This is a genomic window from Immundisolibacter cernigliae (assembly GCF_001697225.1).
Classification (GTDB): Bacteria; Pseudomonadota; Gammaproteobacteria; order Immundisolibacterales; family Immundisolibacteraceae; genus Immundisolibacter; species Immundisolibacter cernigliae.
Map to the genome: position 1 here is coordinate 3,151,259 of NZ_CP014671.1, position 18,998 is coordinate 3,170,256.

Consider the following 18,998-nt stretch of genomic DNA (forward strand, 5'->3'; position numbering starts at 1 on the left):
CGCACCGGCCTGCAGACGAGGCCGACAGGTCCGCATAATCCACGCTGCCGGCCGGCATTCGGTCCGCGTCCCGACGCCGCGGCTGCGCCGTATCGGACCGCTTCCATCGCTCCTCTCAGCACCTTCGCGCGCCCCGCATGCTCCACATCCATCACGGCAATCGCCTGGAGCGCCTCGCCGACACCCTGTGCGAGGTGATCGCCACGCCGCTTGGCGCGCCGCTGGCGCCGGAGACCATCCTGGTCCCCAACCCGGGCATGGCGCGCTGGTTGTCGCTGGCGGTGGCGCAGCGTCTGGGCGTGGCGGCGAATCTGGATTGCGTGTTCCCGGCGGCCTTCGTGTGGCGGGTGCTGCGCGCGCAGGATGCGGACTTGCCACTCATGCCGCCGGCCGAGCAGGGGCCGTTGCTGTTCGGGCTGCTGGCGGCGTTCGCCGGTGCCGACCGAGCGGCCGAAGTCGAGCGCTATCTGGCCGCTGACGATGGCCTCAAGGCCTGGCAGCTGGCCCGCCGGCTGGCGGACTGCTACCAGCGCTACCAGGTGTTCCGGCCGGACTGGCTGGCGGCCTGGGAGGCGGGCGCGGACGCCGGCTGGGACGCCCGCTTGTGGCGGCAGGTGGCGGCCGGGCGGCCGCATCAGGGCCGGCTGCTGATCGATCTGGCGCAGCGCGTGCGCGGCGGACGGCTCGCTGTTGAGGGCCTGCCGGCACGCCTGTCGGTGTTCGGCCTGTCGGCGCTGGCGCCGGCCTATCTGCAGCTGTTGCAGGCGCTGGCCGGGCACATGCACGTGCATGTGCATTTCCTGGATCCGTGCGCCGCCTACTGGCACGAGCTGCAGGCGCCGCGCGTGGCGGCGCGGCGACGCCGCAAGTGGGCGCAGCAGGCGGCCGCGGCGCCGGAGTTGATGGATGAAGGGGCAGACGGTCATCCGCTGCTGGCCGCCTGGGGGCAGGCGGGACGCGCGTTTGCCGGCCAGTTGCTCGACTGTCAGGCGGATGAAACCGAAGACTACGAGGACCCCGGCACCGGCAGCCTGCTGCAGCGCATCCAGCGCGACATCCTGTTTCTGGAGACGCCGCAGGCGACGCCGCTGGCAGCGGACGATCGCTCGCTCGAAATCCACGTCTGCCACAGCCCGCTGCGCGAGGTGCAGGTCCTGCACGACCGTCTGCTCGGACTGTTCGAGGCGCAGCCGGACCTCGCGCCGCGCGACTGCGTGGTGATGGCGCCCGACATCGAGGCCTACGCGCCGCACATCGCGGCCGTGTTCGGCGCCGCGCCGGCCGGTCGGCGCATTCCGTTTGCGATTGCCGATCGCGCGCCGCGGGCGCAGCAACCGCTGGCGGCGGCGTTTCTGGAACTGCTCGACCTGCCGCAAAGCCGCCTGCCGGCCTCGCAGGTGCTGTCGCTGCTGGAGCTGCCGGCGCTGCGCGCCGCCCTTGGCATCGACGAGCCCAGCCTGCCGCGCCTGCGCGCCCTGGTGCAGGACAGCGGCGTGCGCTTTGCCTACGACGCCGCGGCGCGGGCCGGCCTGGATCTGCCGCCCAGCGACGAGCACACCTGGCGCGCCGGTCTGGACCGCCTGCTGCTGGGCCATGCCACGGACGCCGCTGAGTTGGGTGAGGTGCTGCCGCTGCCGGTCGCCGGCAGCGAACTGGCGCAGGCGGTGGGCGCGCTGGCCGAGCTGCTGCGCCGCCTGCGCGAGTTGCAGGCTGACCTCATCGGCCCGCACCCGGCAGCCGAATGGACACGGCGCCTGCTGATGGCGCTCACGCTGTTCGAGGCCGTCGACGAGGACGAGGCCGACACGCTGGCCCTGCTGCGCGATGCGCTGCTGCGCCTGGCGCAGGAGGCGCGCGCCGGCGGCTGCGCGGTGCCGCTGGCGCGGGCGACGATCAAGGCGCAGCTCGGCAGCCTGCTGGACGAGGCCGGCCCGGCGCGCGCCTTCATCACCGGCGCGCTCACCTGCTGCGCGCTGTCGCCGATGCGGGCGATACCGTTTCGCGTGGTGTGCGTGCTGGGCCTGGGTGACCGGGAGTTTCCGCGCCGCCGTCGGCCGGCCGAGTTCGACCGGCTGGCCGACGATCACCGGCCCGGCGACCGGGTGGCGCGCGACGAGGATCGTTACCTGATGCTCGATGCGCTGCTGGCGGCGCGCGATTGCCTGCACCTGAGCTACGTCGGCCGGCGCCAGAACGACAACGCGCCGCTGCCGCCCTCGGCGCTGCTGAGCGAACTGCTGGACGTGGCCGGACGCATGACCGGCGATGCGAAGGCACTGCAGGTCGAGCACCCGCTGCAGCCGTTCAGCGACCGCTACGGCCACGACCCGCGACTGCTCACCTACGCCGCCGAATGGTTCCAGCCGGCATCGCCCGCGCCGCCGTTCGCCGCCGCGCCGCTGTCGCCCGCGCCGGCGCAGGAGGACTGGACGCTGGAGGACCTGACCGGCTTCGTGCGATCGCCGGCGCGCTGGTTCCTGCGCGAACGGCTGGGCATCCGTCTGTACCGGGCGGACGACGCGCTGGCCGACGCGGAGCCGTTTTACCTGGAGGGACTCGCCAACTACGCCGTCGGCCAGCGGCTGGTGGCGGCGCATCTGAGCGGGGACGAAGCGGACCTGGCCTATCGGCGGCTGCGCAGCGAAGGCGTGCTGCCGGCGGCAGCGGCCGGCCGGCGGCTGTTCGACACGGCGTGGCGGGACACGGCGGCCTTCGCCGCGCGCCTGGCGCCCTTTCTGGCCACGCCGCGGGCGGATCTGCTGCTGAATGTGGATCTTGGAGGCGCCCATCTGGGCGGCCGCGTGAGCGGACTGACCGGCGAAGGCCTGGTCGAGTATCGCTATGCGAAACGGCGCGCACGCGGTCTGCTCGAACTGTGGGTGCGCCATCTGGCGATCAATGCGGCGGGCGCGCCGACGCCGACCCGCTACGTGCTGCGCGATGAAACCGTGCGCCTGCTGCCGCCGGCCGATGCGCCGGTCTTGTTGGCCGACATCCTGGCCCTGGCGCGGCAGGGTCGCGCCGAGGCCTTGCCGCTGCTGCCGGAATGCGCCCTGGCCTATGCCAGCGCGAAAGATCACGACAGTGGCCTGGCCGCCGCGCGCAAGGCCTGGGAGGGGAATTCCTACCTCGATTTGCCCGGCGAGGGCGACGACCCGGACGTGCAGGTCGCCTTTCGCGGCCGCGACCCACTCGCCGAGCCGGCCTTCACCGAGCTGGCGCAGCGCCTGTGCGGGCCGCTGCTGGCGGCCCTGGAAGACGCATGAGCACGCCGCTGGATCCCCTGACCCTGCCGCTGGCCGGCCGGCACCTGATCGAGGCCAGCGCCGGCACCGGCAAGACCTGGACCATCGCCGCGCTGTACCTGCGCCAGTTGCTGCAGAACCGGCGCGAGCCGGGGCAGATGCTGGTGGTCACCTTCACCGAGGCCGCCGCCGCCGAGCTGCGCGAGCGCATCGCCGCGCGGCTGCTGGAGGCGCGCGACGCCCTGGCCGGCTTGCCGGCGGCGGACGATTTTCTGGCGTCGCTGGTCGGCAGTCTGTCGGACCACGCCGCCGCCAGGGCGCATCTGGACGACGCCCTGCTGCGCCTGGACGAGCTGGCCGTGCACACCATCCATGGCTTTTGCGGGCGGGTGCTGGCCGATCATGCCTTCAGCGCCGGCAGTCGTTTCGAGGCCGACATCGAAACCGACATCCGCCCGCTGACGGCGGAAATCCTGGGCGATTTCTGGCGCCGACGGTGCGCGGCGGCCGGCGCGGTGGCGCTCGACGTCCTGTACGGCCTGTGGCCGCAGGGCCCGCAAAGCCTGGCCAAGGCGCTGAGAAATCTGGCCGGCCGGCCGGGCCTGCGCCTGTTGCCGCCGGCCTCGGCGGTCGATCCGGCGGCTCGGCAGGCGGAACTGGACGCGGCCGCGCAGGCCTTCGCCGCCGCCTGGCCGGGCGGGCGGGATGAGGTTCTCGCCCGGCTGCCCGAGCACGCGGGCCTGAGCCGCAGCGACAAAAGCGGCTACAAGCCGGACGCGCTCGAGGCGCTGTTTCAGGAAATCGACGCCTGGGCCGCGCCGCCGCAGGGATTGCCGCCGGCCGGCATCCGGCGCCTGAGCCCGGCCGCGCTCGATGCAGCGCTGACTGCCACCGCCCGCAAGAAGGGCATCGCAGCGCCGACGCACCCGTTGCTGGATGCCGCCGCCGCCGTGGCTGTGGCCGCCGAGGCGCTCACGCAGGCGCTGCAGGTGCACACCGTGCACGCGGCGCTGGCGTACCTGCGGGCGCAAAGCGAAAGCCGCCTCGTGGAGCGCGGCCGGCGCGGGTTCGACAGCCTGCTGCAGGAACTGGCCGCGGCGCTGGACGGCCCCGGCGGGCCGGCGCTGGCGGGCACGCTGGCGGGCCGCTATCCGGTGGTCATGATCGACGAGTTCCAGGACACCGACCCGCTGCAGTACGGTCTGTTCGACCGCATGCACCGGGCCGCGGCGGACGGCTTTGGCCTGTACCTGATCGGCGACCCCAAGCAGGCCATCTACCAGTTCCGCGGCGCGGACGTGTTCGCGTACCTGGCGGCCCGCAACGGCGTGCCGCCGGCGCAGCGCCACACGCTGACCACCAACCAGCGCTCCACCGGTCGGCTGGTGACGGCCGTCAATGCGCTGTTTGGCCGCCACCGGCGGCCGTTCGTGCTGGACGCGCCGGGGCAGGAAATCGACTTTTACGAGGTCGCCGCCGCCGGCAGGACGGAAAAGAAACCCCTGCGGGTGGACGGCGAGGCGCTGCCGGCCTGTGAGGTCTGGTGGCTGGCGCGTGAGGAAAAGAGCAAGTCGATCAGCAAGGAAAGCGCGGGCGAGCAGGCGCTGGCCGCCACCGCGGCGCGCGTGGCGCAGCTGCTCGCGCTGGGCGCCGAGGGTCGGGCGCGGGTGGGTGAAGATGCGCTCGCCGGGCGGCACATCGGCATCCTGGTCAATACCAACCGGCAGGCCGCCGCGGCGCAGGCGGCGTTGCGCCGGGTCGGCGTCGACAGCGTCTGCCTGCGCGAGGACAGCGTCTACGAGAGTGCCGAAGCGGCGGCGCTGGAGCGGATCCTGGATGCGGCGCTCGACCCGGCCGCCAGCGGCGCGCTGCGGGCGGCACTGGCCACGCCGCTGCTGGGCGCCACGGCCGCCGATATCGCGGCGCTCGACGGCGACGAGGCGGCCTGGGAAAGCTGGGTCATCCTGTTCCAGAGCGCCCGCCGGCGCTGGCTCACGGCAGGTCCGCTGCCCATGCTGCTGGGGCTGATGCAGGAGGCCGGCATCATCGGCCGCCTGCATGCGAGTCCCGACGGCGCGCGGGCGCTGACCAACCTGATGCACCTGGGCGAGCTGCTGCAGGCGCAGGCCGCCAGCCGGCCGGGCCTGGATGCGCAACTGCGCTTTTTGCGCGACGCCATCGCCGGCGCGGGCGGCGCGGCCGAGAACCAGCAGCTGCGCCTGGAAAGCGACGCCAACCTGGTGCAGATCGTCACCGTGCACAAGGCCAAGGGCCTGGAGTGGGAAATCGTGTTCCTGCCCTTCGCCGGGGACGAGAAAAAGCCCGACCTGGCGGGGCCGTTCGAATTCCACGACCCGGTCGATCTGGCCTTCACGGCCGACCTGGCGCGCTCCGGCGCGCACGCGGAACTGGCCCGCAAGGAGGCGCTGGCCGAGCGTGTGCGCCTGCTGTACGTGGCCCTGACGCGGGCGCGCCAGCACTGCGTGCTGCCGTTTGGCGTCATCAATCTGGCCGAGCAGGGCGCGCTCGGCTGGCTGCTGTACGGCGGCCAGGACCTGAAAGAACTGGATGAAACTGCCGCCCGCGCGCCGTGGCGGGCGCTGGAAACGGCCAGCGACGGTGCCCTCGTGCTCACCGATCCGCCGGCGGCGGCGCAGCATCCGGCTGTTGGCGCGCCACAGTCCGGCCAGGCCAGCAGCTTCGCCGGCCGCATCGACAGCCGCTGGCGGGTGACCAGCTATTCCGCGCTGGCGGCCGGTGCCGTGGGCGCCGACCGGCCGGACTACGACGCGGTCGATGCGGGCACGCCCGCCGAGCCGCAGGCCGCGCTTGCTGTCGTGCCGGACGCGCCCGCCGAGCGCGGCGGCCCGCCGCCGATCGCCCGCTTTCCGCGCGGCGCGGCGGCCGGCACCAGCCTGCACGGCCTGTTCGAGGCGCTGGATTTTCCGCACGCCCACGGCCCGGCGCTGGCCGAGGCGGTGGCGCAGAGCCTGGCGCGGGCCGGCTATCCGCCGCTGTGGCAGCCGACGCTGGAACGGCTGGTGGCGGACGTGCTGGACACGCCGCTCGACGGCCAGGCGCTGCGCCTGCGGGACATCCCGCGCGCGCAGCGGCGCGACGAGCTGGAGTTCTACTTTCCGCTGGCGCGCATCGAGGCGGCCACGCTGAATCGTCTGCTGGAGGCCACCGCGCTGGCGGCCGAGGCCGCGGCGCTGCGCTTCGATGCCGTCGAGGGCGTGCTCAAGGGCTACATCGACCTGGTGTTCGAGCACGCCGGGCGGTTTTACCTGGCCGACTACAAGTCCAACTGGCTCGGCCCGACCGCGGCGGACTACGCGCCCGAGGCGCTGCGCGCGGCGATGGCCGAGCACCGCTACGACCTGCAATACCTGGTCTACACGGTGGCGCTGCACCGCTACCTGCGCCTGCGCCTGCCGGATTACGACTACGAGCGTCACTTCGGCGGCGTCTATTACCTGTTCCTGCGCGGCATGGCGCCGGGGCAGGGCGGCGCCGGCATCTACTTCGACCGGCCGCCCGCCAGCCTGGTGCGGGCGCTCGAAGCCGCCCTGTGCGGGGGCGCCTGATGGACGCCCGCCTGCTGGCGCTGCAACAGACCCGCGCGCTGCGGCCGCTGGATGCGCACTTCGCCGACCTGCTGCTGCGCCATGCGGCCAGGCCGTCGCCGGCACTGGCGCTGGCCGCCGCGCTGGTCAGCCGCCATACCGGCGAGGGCCACGTATGCCTGCCGCTGGGGCGCTTCGCCGGCAGGGCGCCGTTCGACGAACAGCCCTGGCGCGCGCCGCCGCTGGCCGACTGGCGCGCGGCGCTGCTGGCCAGCGGCGTGGTCGGCGCACCGGGCGCCGCCACGCCGCTGATCCTGGACCCGGCCGGGCGGCTATACCTGCACCGCCTGTGGCGGGACGAGGCCGAGGTGGCGCGCGATCTGCTGGGCCGCGCCGCGCCCCGGACGGATGTCGATCCGGCCGCCCTGCGCGCGCCGCTGCGTCGCCTGTTTCCGGGCACCGATCCGGGCAGCGTCGGCCAGCGCCGCGCCGCCGCGGTGGCGGCGCTGCATGGCCTGGGCATCCTGTGCGGCGGCCCCGGCACCGGCAAGACGCACACCGTGGCGCGCCTGCTGGCGCTGCTGATGGAACTGTCCGGGCAGCGGCCGCTGCGCGTGGCGCTGGCGGCACCGACCGGCAAGGCCGCGCAGCGTCTGGCGCAGAGCCTGCGCAAGGCGGCGGACCTGTTGCCGGCCGGCCATGCGCTGCCGGCGTCCGTGCCGACCCTGCACCGCCTGCTCGGCCTGCGCCCGGACGGCAGCGCCCGCCACGACGCCGACCACCCGCTCAGCTGCGACCTGCTGCTGATCGACGAAGCCTCGATGGTCGACCTGCCGCTGCTGGCGCGCACCCTGCGCGCGCTGCCGGCCGCGGCGCGGCTGATCCTGCTCGGCGATCCGAACCAGCTGGCCTCGGTGGAGGCCGGCGCCGTGCTCGGCGAGCTGTGCGCCGGGGCCGGCGCGTACAGCCCGGCCGCCGCGGCGCGGCTCGAATCGGCCACTGGCGATGCCGTCCCCGGCGCTGGGCCGGGCGGCATCAGCGACGCCGTGGCGGTGCTCGAACACAGCTACCGCTTCGCCGGTGGGGGCGCCATCGGCCGCCTGGCGGCGGCGGTCAATGCCGGCGACGCGCAAGGCGCGCTGGACGTGTTGCGCGCTGGCGAAGGCGTTCATTTCGAGGCCGTGGACACCACCGCCCGGCTCAATGCGCGTTTGGCCGCCGAGGTCGGCCCGGCGCTGCAGCCGCTGTTCGAGACCGCCGACCCGGCGGCCGCGCTGGCGCGGCTGGGCGAATTCCAGGTGCTGACGGCGCTGCGCGAGGGACCGTTCGGCGTCGCCGGCGTCAATGCCGTCATCGAGCGCGCGCTGCACCGGCGCGGCCTGATCCGCGGCCAGGCCGCGCACTACCCCGGCCGGCCGCTGCTGATCGGCAGCAACGACTACGCCCTTGGCCTGTTCAACGGCGATCTTGGCCTGCTGCTGCCGGACCCGGCCGGCGCGCTGCGCGCCTGGTTTGCCGCGGCCGACGGTGAATCACGGGCGCTGGCCCCCAGCCGCCTGCCGGCGCACGAGTCGGCTTACGCGCTGACCGTGCACAAGAGCCAGGGCAGCGAGTTCACGCGCGTGCTGCTGATCCTGCCGCCGCAGCCGAGCCCGCTGCTGACGCGCGAGCTGATCTACACCGCGCTGACCCGCGCCCGGCAGGGCGTGACCGTGTGGGGCAGCGAGGCGACGCTCGCCGCCGCCATCGGCCGGCGCCTGGAGCGCGATTCGGGCCTGGGCGAGGCGCTGCGGTCGTAACCGCCCGCGCCTGGGCAGCCCGCGTAGCCAGCCCTACGCTGGCTGTGGGAGATTCTATGTTCGAGGTCAAGGCATCGGGGTGGAGCTGGGCTGATAGGTCGACTGGTTTTTGAGGAGCGCGAAGGCGATACGGGCGAGCTTGCGGGCCAGGATGACCAGGCACTGGGTGGTGCTCAGGCCGCGGTTGCGGTAGCGCTGGTAGAACGGCTGCCAGGTAGCGCAGCGGCAGGCGGCCATGGCCGCGTTGTGGAGCAGCCGGCGCAGTTCCGGATCGCCCTGTTTGGTGAGCTTGCGCCGGCCAGTGAATTGGCCGGAATCGCGCACGCGCACGTCGAGTCCCAAGAAGGCGATAAAGGCATCGCTGCTGTGGAAGGCGCCGCGGCGGAAGACGGTGACCAGGCCGGCGGCGGTGAGCGGGCCGATGCCCTCGATCGCCTGGCAGCGCTGGGCATCCGCCGCCCAGCCATGCTCGGCCAGTGCCTGGCGCAGCCGCGTCTGGATCAACAGGTCGAGCCGGGCGAACTGGCGCAGCAGGCTGCGCACGGCGGCCTTGAGCTCGGGCAGCTCCTGGAGGCTTTGGGTCAGCGCCACCTTGGCCTGGATCAGGCTGGCGCGCCGGCGCAGTAGCCGGATCAGGCGGTTGTAGCCGGCCGGCGGCGGGCTCCACGGCCGCAGCGAGGTCTGCTCATGGCGCAGATAGCGCAGCAGAAGCCGGGCATCGCTTGCGTCGGTCTTGGCCCGGCCGCCAATGCTCTTGCGGTAGGCGTTGAGTCGGTAGCCGTCGACCACATACACCGTGTGGCCCAGCGCCTGTGCCTCCTCGACCAGTGCCAGATGGAACCGGTTGGTCGCTTCCACTGCCAGCGCCGTCGGCCCCGACAGGTGCTTCAGATAGGAGCGGATCGCGCGCCGCTCGTTAGCCAGCGTCACCAGCTGCTCATCCCAGCCTTGGCAGAGCACCAGCTCGGCCTTGGCCACATCAACCCCCAGTTGTAGCGTCTCGACTGCCATTGCCATCGTCATCTCTCCCGGTTAGCGTGTGTCGTGCTTGCCGGGAGCTCACCGTTGCGCTGGCTTGCCTTTAATCGTCGGTCGCTGCCGATAGATTCCATATGGGCGCCTGAAGGTGAGGGGCGGGACGAGCTCTCCCACGGTCTGTGCCTGCGGCCAGATGCGGCGCTGGTCCCTCCGCCCCGGCAAGTCCTTTTTGACTTGCCAAGACCAAACATACAAGCGGTGCCCTCGCCGCGAATCTTCCAAGCAAAGATTCGGCCCGAGGGCGGGCCTCCCACGGCCTGTGGCTCAGCCAGCCGCGCCGGTCGCCGCATGCGGCTCACCGAAACCTCGTCAAAACCGCGTGGGCACGGCCTTGGGGCCTTTGCCCACCCGCTGGCTTATGCCTTGGCGGGCCACACGCGAAGCGGGCAGCGATGCACTACCATGCACTTGCCATGTAACACATCAGGGTAACGCCATGAGCGAAGTCACTTTCACTTTCCGGGTCGATGAGGCCCTGAAAAACCAATTCGCCACGGCCGCGAAGAAACGTGACCGTACCGGCGCGCAGCTCCTGCGCGACTTCATGCGCGAGTTCGTGCGGCAGCAGGAGGAGGCCGCCGAGCATGACGCATGGTTCCGTCGCCAGGTGCAAATCGGCCTGGATTCGGCCAACGCCGGCAACCTGATCCCGGCGGCCGAAGTAGAAGCCAGGTTCGCGGCAAAGCGGGCAGCAACGCGCCGCCGGCTTGACGCCTCCGCCGAATGATGGAGCTACTCTGGACGCCAGAGGCGACACAAGACCGCGACGAAATCTTTGACTACATTGAGGCGCACAACCCCGCCGCCGCGCTGGCTCTCGATGAACTGTTTGCAGAAAATGCCGGCCGCTTGGTCGATCATCCCGGCCTTGGCCGGCCTGGCCGTGTCGCTGGCACTCGCGAGCTGGTAGCGCACCAGAATTACGTCCTGGTCTACGACGTGACCGGCGACTTGGTGCGCGTGCTGCGTGTGCTGCACGCTGCCAGGCAGTGGCCGCCGGACCAGAGTTGACACTCCAAACCCGCTGAAGCCAGCCTAGACACTGTTATCCGGCCACGGGATGCAAGGCCGGATCGTCACCCCGGCGAAAGCCGGGGTCCAGTCCCTCACCACTCTGGATTCCGGCTTTCGCCGGAATGACGAAGGTGTCGGAGTCACGTAGGTGGGCAAAGCGCAGCGTGCCCACGCGGACACCGCATGCGGCTCATCGAAAGCTCGTCAGAACTGCCTTATCGCCTTTGCCCACCCGCTGGCTTGTGCCTTGGCGGGCCACACGCGAAGTCCCCAGTAGGATGGGTGGAGGCCGCCAGGCCGTAACCCATCGTTCCGGCGCCGGCCACCGGCGCGGCCGGTGCATCTTGTCTTCCGGCGCGTGCGTCGCTTGGGGATCAATGGGTTTCGTTGCGCTGCACCCATCCTGCGGCGCCTACGCTGGCTTTGCGGGACGGGTGGAACCGCCGTCGGAGCGGCGCCCCGCCGCGAATCTTCCAGGCAAAGATTCGGCCCGGGGGCGGGCCTCCCACGGTCAGAGGCCGCGCAGCCCGCTGGCGGGGACAGGCCGGCTCAGTTGCCGCCCCGCCCCTTGGCAATCGCCGCATCGAGTTCCGCAATCTGTCGGTCCAGGCGCTGATAGGCGTCTTCGTTGGCGGCGCGGATGCTGTCCAGCACCAGCGCCGCCGTGTCCCACTGGCGCAGGCTCAGCAGGATGTTGGCCTGCGCGAACAGCGGGTGCAGGTACTTGGGGTCCAGATCATGCGCGCGCTGGAAGGCGTTCAGCGCGTCCTGGATGCGCCCCTGCTCGCGGTAGCCGATGCCCAGCAGGTATTCGATGTACGAGCGGTCGAAGGTCGGCCGCCCGGAGTCCCGGTACGCCTCCAGCCAGCCGACCACGTCCGCCAGCAGGTAGCGGCAGCCCTGGCCCAGGCATTCGCTGTAGCGATGCAGCGTGCTGCTGCCAAACGCGCTCAGCGGCTCCTCGCGGATGCGGCGCAGGATTTCGGTCGCGAGCGCGTCGGGGGGTTCCAGCTTGTCCACCCGGTAGGCGCCTACCAGGTTCATGGGATAGCCCACCTCCCACGGCGCCAGCTCGATGGCCGCTTCCAGCTGCTCGCGCGCCTCGGCGTAATGGCCGCGCCACACCAGGTCCGCCGCCAGGTTGTTGCGCGCCTGCGCGGAGTTCGGATGATGGCGCACCTCGTAGCGGCTCATGCCGAGCTCATTGCCCCACTGATCGGCACGCAGCGCGGTGGTGCCGGCCAGCACGGCGCCCAGCGTCCCCAGCAGCGCCACCGTCGCCCGGCGCTGCCAGTGTTCGACCACCGGCAGCAGCACGCCCGCGCCGGCCAGCAGCAGGCCCAGCAGCGGCAGGTAGTTGCGGTGTTCGTGGGCGATTTCGAGCGGCACCACGGTCGATTCCAGCACGTGTCCTGCCAGGAACCACAGCAGCCCCAGGCCCACCAGCGGCCGGCGGTCGAGATACCGCCAGCCCAGCAGCGCTAGCCCGGCCAGCCCCAGCACCGCCGGCAGCGTGGTCCACGGCGCCAGCAGCCCGCTGGAGATGGCGATGTCGTCGTGGTGCAGGCCAAAGGCATTTATGCGCGGCAGCGCCACCAGGCCAATGTAGAACCACAGCACCCGCGCCTGCGTCAGCACGCGTTCGGTCAGCGTGAACGGCCGGCCGGCGTAGCCGGGGGCGTAATGCCAGGCGGCGAGGCCGAACACCACCGCCAGCGCCGCCACCAGCAGCGCCAGCCGCAGCCCGGCCGGCAGGCGCAGCCAGCGTTGCCAGTACGGCGCGTCCGGGTACAGCACCCGGTCCAGCGCCAGCGCGTACAGCGGCAGCAGGACGGCGGTTTCCTTGGTGAAGGCGCCCAGCAGGGCAAACGCCACGCCGGCCAGCAACCAGCCCAGCGGCGCCAGCCAGCCCGCCACGCCGATGCTGTAGGAGCGGGCCATGCCCGCGACCGCAGCGGCGGGTAAATGCGCATCGTCATGCCCAGGCACGGCGTCCCGGTCGCGGGCATGGCCCGCTCCTACAAAGATGCGCTCGCGCGCCTGCAGCCAGCACAGCAGCGCCGCCAGCGTGAAGGTGCCGGACAGACTCGTCATGCGCTGCACCACGTACAGCACGCTGGAGATCTGGATCGGATGCAGCGCCCACAGCGCGGCCAGCGCAAGCGCCGCGCCGGGCACCATCCGCGCCGGCAGTGCGCCGCGCTGCGCCAGCCGGAGCAGCACCGTCATCAGCAGCGCCGCCATCAGCAGCGCGTTCACGCCGTGGATGGCGAGGTTGGTCGCCTTCCAGGCATACGGGCTGGCGTCGCCGTGCAGGTAGTGGTTCAGCGCGAAGCTGAAATAGGCCAGCGGCCGGCCGAGCGGGCCGGCTTCGAGCGAACCCGCCGCCGCGCCCAGCGACTGCCAGTCCAGCGCGGTGACGCGCAGAAAGGCATTGCCGTGGATGTTCGAGAAGTCGTCGAACAGCCACGGCCCGGACAGGCCGGGCCAGTAGACCAGGCCGAGGAGCAGGAGTAGGCCGGCCAGCGCGGGGGCGAGGGGCTCGCGGGTCATGGGCGGGTCCGGGCCAATGGCCATGCGGCCGGCAAAAAAAAGGGCGGCCGGAGCCGCCCTTTGTGAAATCAGGTCGTGTCTGGTGTTAGCGGCGTGGCAGATACTTGGGCGGTGCCGTGCTGCCCGAGCTGACAACCCACTCAAGGTTGCCGGCGTTTACGATAGGCGTATAGAGCACCCTGTCATTGCGCGCTTGACCAAGCTCTGCCAGATCTTGCAGCTGAATGACAATTTGGCCATTACCAACGGTGGTTGCGCCGTTGGCCCCCACAGCCACATAACTCACGTACTTCGCGTTGTACGACCTAGGTTGAGAAATCCCAAGCGAAACATGCGATACAGCGGCGAGCGGCAGAGTCCCATTCTCGCTGAAGTAGACATCCACCGCTGTGCGCGCCGCCGAGGCCAGCGAAGCGGACTCACCCACCTTCGAACGAATGGTGTAGTCCTGGTACGCCGGCACGGCCAGCGCGGCGAGGATGCCGATGATGGCGACCACGATCATCAGTTCGATGAGCGTGAAGCCCTGTTGAAGTTTCTGCATCTGCGTAATCTCCCGTAAGGATGAATGATTGCCAGTCGGCGTCGGCGGCAATCCGCCCCGTACCACCGTGGCCGAATAGTCATCGACCCGATGCGGGCGACCTTGAGCCGGCGCGCGGTCGGAGTAGAGCAATTCACATGCCAGCGCCGGGCGGCGGGCGGCCGGGGTGCCGTGGCGAGCGCCGCAGCGGGGGGCAGCCGGCTTCACCGCGCGCTGCACAAGGTGTTGATATGGCTATCGAACATTGGACAAGCCCGGCATTTGCGCGGGCTCCGGCAGGTGCCGGGGCCGAGCGGGCCGGCGCAGCGTTTGTTTGCACGGTATTGCCCACAGTGCCGGCCACGGCCGCGCCGCGGGACGCAAATTGTCAAAAGTTGACAAAAATAGTCGCCCGTCGTCCTGAGGAGCGGGAGCGACGTGAGGACCCTGCCTTTCCAGCCGGCACACCCGCGGCGGTTCGAAGGCAAGGTTGCCACGTCGCGCTGCGCGCTCCTCGCAACGACGGGGTGAGGTGTTGATGCGCTGGCGGCCAGGGCGCTGTACGCACCGCGCCGCACCAACACCCCCCCGTCGTCCTGAGGAGCGCCAGCGACGTGAGGACCCTGCCTTTCCAGCCGGCACACCCGCGGCGGTTCGAAGGCAAGGTTGCCACGTCGCGCTGCGCGCTCCTCGCAACGACGGGGTGAGGTGTTGATGCGCTGGCGGCCAGGGCGCTGTACGCACCGCGCCGCACCAACACCCCCCGTCGTCCTGAGGAGCGGGAGCGACGTGAGGACCCTGCCTTTCCAGCCGGCACACCCGCGGTGGTTCGAAGGCAAGGTTGCCACGTCGCGCTGCGCGCTCCTCGCAACGACGGGGTGAGGTGTTGATGCGCCGGCGGCCAGGGCGCTGTACGCACCGCGCCGCACCAACACACCCCCGTCGTCCTGAGGAGCGGGAGCGACGTGAGGACCCTGCCTTTCCCGCCGGCACGCCCGCGGCGGTTCGAAGGCAAGGTTGCCACGTCGCGCTGCGCGCTCCTCGCAACGACGGGGTGAGGGCAAGGCGCAGCCCACGCGGACACGGCGCCGGTCGCCGCAGCCGGCTCATGGAAAGCTCGTCAGAACCGTGTGGGCACGGCCTTGGGGCCTTTGCCCACCCTATGCTGGCCAAAATCAGCGGCTGTAGGAGCCCGGCTGTGCCGGGCGATGATCGCGCAGCAAAGCTGCGCTCCTACAAGCGATCATCGCGCGGCGAAGCTGTGCTCCCACAAGGGTTTTGGATGGCGGGCGCTGGGAAATCCAGGCCTGCCCCGGTGGAAACCGGGGATGGATGTGTTCGGCGCTTCTTCAGGCGTCGTAGCTGCGCAGCATCCGGCCCTTGCGCGGGCCTTGCCGGTAGGCGCCGTTCTCGAACAGCACGTCGCCGCCGACGATGGTGGCGCGGATGCCGGTGGAGCGGGTCACGAAGCGCCGCCCGCCGCCGGGCAGGTCGTGCGCCCATTCCTTGTCGCCACAGGCCACGGTGGCCGGGTCGAAGATGACCAGATCGGCTGCCTTGCCGAGCGCCAGCACGCCGCGGTCGATGCCGAAGAACCGGGCCGGGATGGAGGTGAGCTTTTGCACGCCCTGTTCCAGGGTCAGCGCGCCGGTCTCGCGCACCCAGCGTTGCAGCAGGTGGGTGCTGTAGCCGGCGTCGCACAGCATGTCCAGGTGCGCACCGGCGTCGGACAGGCCGATCAGCAGCCGGTCGTCCCGCACCAGCGGGATGGTGTCGGCGGCGTCGTAGTTCAGGGCCACCATGTCGAAGGTGGTGCGCAGTTGGTCCTCGACGGCGATCTCAACCAGCAGGTCCATCGGGTCGCAGCGTTGGGCGTCCGCCAGTTGCCGCAGGCTCTGGCCTCCCTTGGCCAGGCCGCGCGCCTGATCGCTGATGCCGTCGAGCACGTAAAAGCGGCTCCAGATGTCCTTGCCGAAGGCCGGAATGTTTTTCAGGTCGTCGCGGAAGGCCTGCCGAAACGCCGGGTCCGCGTAGCGGGCCAGTTTCTGCTCGCGCGACAGGCGCATCACCGGTTGCCAGGTCGGGAACACGCCCAGGATGTACGGGTTGGCGAGGTTCAGCTGAAAACGCAGCGGCCGGCAGGTGGTCTGCGGCACAGCCATGTCCCAGGCGGTCAGGTCCGCCACGGCGGCCATGCGCTCCTCGTAGGAACGCGGCTGCTCGGCGGCGTTGACCACCGCCAGCCAGGTGACCGGGCGCGTGCTCTCGCGCACCAGCAGTTCCAGGAAATCGTGCTCCTCGCCGCTGACCACGCCGCCGAGCTTGAGTGTGAGCTCCACGTTTCCGCGGCCGGCCTGGCGCAGCACGCCACACAGGGCGCGGTGCTCGTCCGGGCTGGCGTTGCGGCAGGCCACGGGCTTGCCCTGGTAGCCGACATGCACGCCCTCGCGGGTGGTGGAATAGCCGAAGGCGCCGGCTTCCATGGCGCCCGCGAAGGCGGCTGTCATGGTGGCGATTTCGTGCGCATCGGCGGCGCGGCCGAGCGAGGCCTCGCCCATCGCGTAGTGCCGCAGCGGCGTCATGGCGACCATCGCCGCCACGTTGATGCCAAGGCCGCGCCGGTCCATGGCGTCCATGTACTGGCCAAAGTGTCCCCACTGCCAGTCGATGCCGGCCTGCATGACGTCCTGCGGGATGCCCTCGACGTTGACCAGGTCGCCCATCAGGAAGTCGTGCATGGTCGGGCGCACCGGCGCCACGCCGACGCCGCAGTTGCCCATCACGGCGGTGGTCACGCCGTGTTCGGCCGAGGGCGTGAGCAGGGAGTCCCACGCAATCTGCGCGTCGTAGTGCGTGTGTGGATCAACGAAGCCGGGCGCCAGCACCTGGCCGGCGGCGTCGATGACTTCGCGCGCCTCCCGGTTGTGGACTGCGCCCAGGGCCACGATGCGGCCGTCCTTGACCGCCAGGCTGCCGGGGTAGGCCGGCGCGCCGGTGCCGTCGACGATGCGGGCGTTTTCGATGAGCAGGTCGTACATGGCTTGAACACTCCGTCAAAGGGCTTTTGCGAAACCGAAACATCGTGGGAGCGGCGCCCCACCGCGAATCCTCCCGCCAAAGATTCGGCCCGGGGGCGGGCCTCCCACGGGCACGCTTCGCGGGACGGGTGGAACCGCCGTGGGAGCGGCGCCCCCGCCGCGAACCCTCCAACCAAAGATTCGGCCCCGGGGGCGGGCCTCCCACAGGGCGGCGCTCTCAGACGTGGTACAGGTCGAGCACGGTCGGGATGAAGTCGTTCATCAGCGTGATGCGCTTGCCGGCGATGCGCCAGGCCTCGCCGTGCGCTACCAGCCGGTGCTCGTAGTGCCCGAAGAAGGCCCCGGTCTTTTTCTGGTGGAAGTAGTCGACCCGAAACGCCGAGTGCAGCGTCATGCGGCCTTGCGCATGGTCCAGCAGCAGGATGTTGCTGACCTGATGACAGGTGCGCGGCAGCGGCACCGATGCCGGCGAGGCGCCGGACACGAAGCGTTCCACCCGCTCCAGCAGCCGGCCGTGGCCGGCCAGGTACAGCAGCGAGATTTCCGATTGCGGGTCGGTGATCTGCCGGTGCTCGCCGATCCACGATGGCGCCCACAGCTCGCAGTCGGTGGTGTACAGCGCCAGCCAGTCCTGCCACTGCTGGCGGTCCAGGTAGTAGCCCTCGCGGTACAGCAGCTCGCTGCCGGCCGCCAGCAGGCCGGCCCGGCTCATGGCTGCATCCGGGCGGCGTGAGCCTGACCGCGTTCCATCTGCTCCAGCCAGGCCCGATAGGTGCCCAGGTACACGGCCTCACCCTGAATGCCGATGTTGCCGCTGATGGAGTGCAGGGGCTCGATGCCTATGCGCCGCGCGGCCTCGTCCGGCCCTTCGCGCAGCAGCGCAAGACCCCGGTGGTAGCCCTGGTTCCACTCGATGCTGCGCGCCTGGTCGCCCTGCTGCACGCGTTCGTAGACGGTGGTGTCGTCCGGCGTGGCGACGCCGGTGGCGCTGAAGAAATCCTCGTACTGGCGGATGCGCAGCGCGCGCGCCGGGGCCGGCTCGCCCTTGGGTGCCAGGCAGAAGGCGTAGACCTCGGTCTTGTCCACGGACACCGGGCGGATCAGGCGCATCTGGAAGGTGGCGCTTTCCACCAGCAGGATGTTCGGGAAGATGGCCACCACCCGGCCGCTGACCATCATGTCGGCCTTGTCCTCGCCCACGCGGGCGGCCATTTCCTGCCACATGGCGTAGCTTGGCCGATCCTCGCGCCTGCCGGCGCCGCGCAGCCACATGCCGCCGTGGCCATTCGGGAAGGTGTAGTACGACACCTCGGCCTCGGCGCTGATGAAATTGTTCAGGTCCACCGAGCGGTTCTCGTCCGCGCCCTGGCGCTTGACGCGGTTCATCACCATGGTGCCGAAACTCGCGTGCAGGGTTTTGGCGTGGTAGATGTCCAGACAGTTCTCGAACACCATCTTCCAGTTGCCGCCATACGTGAAATTGGCGTCGCCGCGCACCACCTCCAGCCCGTCCGGTGACTGGTCGATCCACGAATCCATGAACACCGCCGCGTCGCCCAGGTACTGGCGCAGCGGCATCACGTCCGGATTGAGGCTGGCAAAGAAAAAGCCGCGGTATTCCTCAAGGCGCGCCACCTGCGGCAGGTCGTGGCTGAGCTGGCGAAAGGCATCCGTGTAGCCGCCGGGCGCCTCGTCGGCCACCTGCAGGCACTTGCCGGTGCTGTCGAACATCCAGCCGTGGTAGGGGCATTTGTGACGCGGGGTGTTGCCGGCCTGGGTGGTGGCCACGGTGGCGCCGCGGTGGCTGCAATGGTTCAGCAGCGCCCGCACCTGGCCATCGCCGCCGCGTTGAAGAATGATGGGCGTGCGGCCGACGACGCCGGTCAAAAAGTCGTTTGGCTGCGGAATCTGCGCCGCGTGGCCCACGAACACCCAGCTGCGCTCGTAGATGTAGCGCATCTCCAGCTCGAACAGCTCCGGATCCCGGAACAGGTCCAGGTGCATGCGCAGCACGCCGTCCTCGGGACGGGCGTCGACGTAGCGGGAGAAATCACGCAGCGGCAGTTCGCGCACTCGGGCGTCCATTCGTTTCTCCTCGTTATGGCAGCACTGAATAAATCCATCCCCGGTTTCCACCGGGGCAGGCCTGGATTTCTCAGCGCCCGCTACCGAAAAACCTTGTGGGAGCGCAGCTTCGCTGCGCGATGATCGCCCGGCGCAGC

General features: G+C 70.8%; 11 protein-coding genes. 5 read left to right on the forward strand and 6 right to left on the reverse strand.

What is annotated here, in order from left to right; translation table 11 throughout:
- The first annotated feature begins 137 nt into the window (after positions 1-137).
- From recC to recD, 3 genes are read left to right on the forward strand one after another with little or no spacing between them, the layout of a single operon-like run.
- Positions 138-3,266, forward strand: a complete 3,129-nt coding sequence (recC, locus tag PG2T_RS14810; RefSeq protein WP_068807233.1) for an exodeoxyribonuclease V subunit gamma — start codon at positions 138-140, stop codon at positions 3,264-3,266.
- Positions 3,263-6,832 carry an exodeoxyribonuclease V subunit beta gene (gene recB / locus PG2T_RS14815; RefSeq protein ID WP_068807236.1) on the forward strand — a complete coding sequence of 1,190 codons (3,570 nt, stop codon included), beginning with the start codon at positions 3,263-3,265 and terminating at the stop codon, positions 6,830-6,832. Before recC ends, recB begins: the two co-directional genes overlap by 4 nt.
- Positions 6,832-8,610, forward strand: a complete 1,779-nt coding sequence (recD, locus tag PG2T_RS14820) for an exodeoxyribonuclease V subunit alpha (protein WP_145931113.1) — start codon at positions 6,832-6,834, stop codon at positions 8,608-8,610. The genes recB and recD overlap by 1 nt, the downstream gene beginning before the upstream one ends.
- 66 nt (positions 8,611-8,676) lie before the next feature.
- Here the strand turns inward: recD and PG2T_RS14825 are convergent, their stop codons facing one another.
- On the reverse strand, positions 8,677-9,627 hold the full coding sequence (locus PG2T_RS14825) for a transposase (RefSeq protein WP_068807239.1): 951 nt from the start codon (positions 9,625-9,627) through the stop codon (positions 8,677-8,679).
- Positions 9,628-10,084: 457 nt separating this feature from the next.
- Between PG2T_RS14825 and PG2T_RS14830 the strand changes: the two genes are divergently transcribed.
- Together PG2T_RS14830 and PG2T_RS14835 are read left to right on the forward strand one after the other, a co-directional pair.
- Positions 10,085-10,375 (forward strand): CopG family ribbon-helix-helix protein, encoded by a 291-nt coding sequence (locus tag PG2T_RS14830; RefSeq protein WP_068807242.1) that lies wholly within the window; start codon positions 10,085-10,087, stop codon positions 10,373-10,375.
- Positions 10,375-10,659: a type II toxin-antitoxin system RelE/ParE family toxin gene (locus PG2T_RS14835; RefSeq protein ID WP_068807244.1), complete on the forward strand. Its 285-nt coding sequence runs from the start codon at positions 10,375-10,377 to the stop codon at positions 10,657-10,659. Before PG2T_RS14830 ends, PG2T_RS14835 begins: the two co-directional genes overlap by 1 nt.
- A 552-nt stretch (positions 10,660-11,211) precedes the next feature.
- Here the strand turns inward: PG2T_RS14835 and PG2T_RS14840 are convergent.
- The 5 genes from PG2T_RS14840 to PG2T_RS14860 all read right to left on the reverse strand — a co-directional run bounded on the left by PG2T_RS14840 (position 11,212) and on the right by PG2T_RS14860 (position 18,861).
- Positions 11,212-13,215: a tetratricopeptide repeat protein gene (locus PG2T_RS14840; RefSeq protein ID WP_145931114.1), complete on the reverse strand. Its 2,004-nt coding sequence runs from the start codon at positions 13,213-13,215 to the stop codon at positions 11,212-11,214.
- Between the two features lie 85 nt (positions 13,216-13,300).
- Positions 13,301-13,759: a pilin gene (locus tag PG2T_RS14845; protein ID WP_068807250.1), complete on the reverse strand. Its 459-nt coding sequence runs from the start codon at positions 13,757-13,759 to the stop codon at positions 13,301-13,303.
- A gap of 1,328 nt (positions 13,760-15,087) precedes the next feature.
- Positions 15,088-16,776 carry an N-acyl-D-amino-acid deacylase family protein gene (locus PG2T_RS14850; protein WP_068807253.1) on the reverse strand — a complete coding sequence of 563 codons (1,689 nt, stop codon included), beginning with the start codon at positions 16,774-16,776 and terminating at the stop codon, positions 15,088-15,090.
- A 217-nt stretch (positions 16,777-16,993) separates the two neighbouring features.
- Positions 16,994-17,488 (reverse strand): aromatic-ring-hydroxylating dioxygenase subunit beta, encoded by a 495-nt coding sequence (locus tag PG2T_RS14855; protein WP_068807256.1) that lies wholly within the window; start codon positions 17,486-17,488, stop codon positions 16,994-16,996.
- Positions 17,485-18,861: an aromatic ring-hydroxylating oxygenase subunit alpha gene (locus PG2T_RS14860; RefSeq protein WP_068807260.1), complete on the reverse strand. Its 1,377-nt coding sequence runs from the start codon at positions 18,859-18,861 to the stop codon at positions 17,485-17,487. The genes PG2T_RS14855 and PG2T_RS14860 overlap by 4 nt, the downstream gene beginning before the upstream one ends.
- Between the last annotated feature and the right edge of the window lie 137 nt (positions 18,862-18,998).

Coding starts and splice junctions, on each gene's coding strand:
- recC (WP_068807233.1), top strand. CDS start 138: ATGCTCCACATCCATCACGGCAATCGCCTGGAGCGCCTCGCCGACACC.
- recB (WP_068807236.1), top strand. CDS start 3,263: ATGAGCACGCCGCTGGATCCCCTGACCCTGCCGCTGGCCGGCCGGCAC.
- recD (WP_145931113.1), top strand. CDS start 6,832: ATGGACGCCCGCCTGCTGGCGCTGCAACAGACCCGCGCGCTGCGGCCG.
- PG2T_RS14825 (WP_068807239.1), bottom strand. CDS start 9,627: ATGGCAATGGCAGTCGAGACGCTACAACTGGGGGTTGATGTGGCCAAG.
- PG2T_RS14830 (WP_068807242.1), top strand. CDS start 10,085: ATGAGCGAAGTCACTTTCACTTTCCGGGTCGATGAGGCCCTGAAAAAC.
- PG2T_RS14835 (WP_068807244.1), top strand. CDS start 10,375: ATGGAGCTACTCTGGACGCCAGAGGCGACACAAGACCGCGACGAAATC.
- PG2T_RS14840 (WP_145931114.1), bottom strand. CDS start 13,215: ATGACCCGCGAGCCCCTCGCCCCCGCGCTGGCCGGCCTACTCCTGCTC.
- PG2T_RS14845 (WP_068807250.1), bottom strand. CDS start 13,759: ATGCAGAAACTTCAACAGGGCTTCACGCTCATCGAACTGATGATCGTG.
- PG2T_RS14850 (WP_068807253.1), bottom strand. CDS start 16,776: ATGTACGACCTGCTCATCGAAAACGCCCGCATCGTCGACGGCACCGGC.
- PG2T_RS14855 (WP_068807256.1), bottom strand. CDS start 17,488: ATGAGCCGGGCCGGCCTGCTGGCGGCCGGCAGCGAGCTGCTGTACCGC.
- PG2T_RS14860 (WP_068807260.1), bottom strand. CDS start 18,861: ATGGACGCCCGAGTGCGCGAACTGCCGCTGCGTGATTTCTCCCGCTAC.